Annotated in this window: 2 protein-coding genes and 1 pseudogene; all 3 read right to left on the reverse strand. The window is 70.1% G+C overall.

The window, feature by feature from the left end; all coding sequences use genetic code 11:
* Positions 1-18: 18 nt before the first annotated feature.
* A pseudogene (locus HG543_RS53370) lies at positions 19-234 on the reverse strand (gamma-glutamylcyclotransferase); the annotation flags it as partial.
* 12 nt (positions 235-246) lie between these two features.
* On the reverse strand, positions 247-843 hold the full coding sequence (locus HG543_RS53375; protein ID WP_169352635.1) for a GbsR/MarR family transcriptional regulator: 597 nt from the start codon (positions 841-843) through the stop codon (positions 247-249).
* On the reverse strand, positions 840-1,838 hold the full coding sequence (locus HG543_RS53380; RefSeq protein ID WP_169352636.1) for a polyprenyl synthetase family protein: 999 nt from the start codon (positions 1,836-1,838) through the stop codon (positions 840-842). The genes HG543_RS53375 and HG543_RS53380 overlap by 4 nt, the downstream gene beginning before the upstream one ends.
* Positions 1,839-1,941: the final 103 nt, after the last annotated feature.

Raw genomic sequence — 1,941 nt, forward strand, 5'->3', positions numbered from 1 at the left:
AAGAGACTATAAGAGACAGCCCCACCACCGCGACGGGAAGTCATAGACGAGGTCCACGTCCACCGCCTCCGCCAGCCGACCCTCGGGCAGCTCGAAGAAGCCGTAGCCGTGCTGCTGCTTCCACTCGTCGAAGGCGGCCCGGTCCAGGATGGTGGAGTACGCGAAATACAGGCGCGTAGCCGAGGGGTCCGCCCCCTGGCGCGCCTTCATCACCTGGTCATAGTGCGAGTCCATGTGCGCCCTCCTCTACCGCTTTTCCCTGCGCGGCGCCCCACCCTCGTCACGGAACACCGACAGCACCCCGGATACGTCCAGCCGCGACGTCTTGATGAACAGCCGCAGCGCCCGCTCCACGTGCTCGGCCAGCGTGGCCATCTTCTCCAGCCGCACCAGCCGCTCGTGCGGCACGTCGGTCGAGCTCTCCGCCAGCCGCCGCGCCTCCGCCAGGTCCGCGCGGATGCGCGCCACGAAGCCCGCCTCGCGCTCCTCGATGACGTGCGTCACCATGCGCACCAGGTCCGTCTCCGCCGCGTAGCGCCACGCCGTGTCGTTCGGCAGGCGCACCCGCTGGATGACGCCCCAGCGCTCCAAGTCCCGGAGCAGCATCGACACGCCGCCCTTGGACAAATCCAGCTCGCGCTCGATTTCGCCCGCCGTCAGGGGCTCGCCGCGCAGGTACAGCAGGGCCCAGACCCGACCCTGGTTGCGCTTGAACCCCCAGAACTCGATGACGTTGCCGACCGCGTCCACCGCGATGACTTCCCAGGCCGCCAGCTTTCCTTCTGCCGCTGGCGTCTCGGATGTCGGGCTCCCGGGTCCCCCCGTCCACAGGTAGCCCTTCATGCAGCGCGCCCCTGGACCTGCTCGGCGATGCCGGCGGACAGCTTGCGCGCCCAGCCCACCAGCTCCTGACCGGCCGGCTCCTTCGCGAAGTGGCCCAGCTTGTCCAGCGCGGCCTCAATCTCCACGTTCATCCGCGCCATGGAGGACTCCACCGCGCCCGTGGCCTCAATCGCCGCGCCAATCTCCTTGGTGCGCTCGGGCGTAATCGTGGAGAACGCCCACGCGTCCTTCAGCTTGCGGCGCAGCGACTCGTCCTTGGCCACCGCCAGGAGGATGGGCATGGACGGCGTGCGCGAGTGCACGTCCGCGTAGCGCGGCTTGCCCACGTCCGTGCCGAGGATGTCGCGGATGTCGTCGGCAATCTGGAAGGCCACGCCCAGGTGGCGGCCGAAGCCGTCGAAGCGCTCCACCGCCTCGGGATTGTCCGCCAGCGTGGCCGCGGCGGCGCCGCACCAGCCGAACAGCGAGCCCGTCTTGCCCTCGGCGATGAAGCGCAGCCGGTTGAGCGGCAGGTCCAGGTCGCCCCGGGCCTCCACCTCGGCGATGGCGGCGCGGGTCATCTCCGAGACGATGGCCAGCGCGCTGCGCGTCAGGCGCGCGTCCAGCTGGGACAGCTGGTACAGGCCGGTGGAGAGGATGAGGTCACCGCTCATCACCGCGACGATGTTGCCCCAGCGCGCGTTCACCGTGGGCCGGCCGCGGCGGAACATGCCCGCGTCCACCACGTCGTCGTGCAGGAGGCTGGCGGAGTGGATGAGCTCGGACGCCACCGCCACGTCCACCAGCCGCTCCGGCTTCACGCCCACGGCGCCGCCGAACAGCCGCACCAGCATGGGACGCGCGCGCTTGCCGCCGCTGCCCAGGCACAGGTGGCGCGCCGCCTCCATCAGCGTGTCGCCCTTCACGTCCGGACCGGCGTTGCCATCCACCAGGGTGCTGCCAAGCCGCTCTTCCACCGCCCCCAGAAAGTCCGTCAGCTCCCGAGCCAGTTCCATGTGCGCCGTCTCCTCGCCCGTTCATATAGTTCAAGACCGCGTGAACTGCACCTGAATCCAGCGTCCCCCTCCAGGCGGGCGGGCGGGGTGCGACATGTGGGAC

It is taken from the genome of Pyxidicoccus fallax (assembly GCF_012933655.1).
In the GTDB taxonomy this organism is placed as follows: Bacteria; Myxococcota; Myxococcia; order Myxococcales; family Myxococcaceae; genus Myxococcus; species Myxococcus fallax.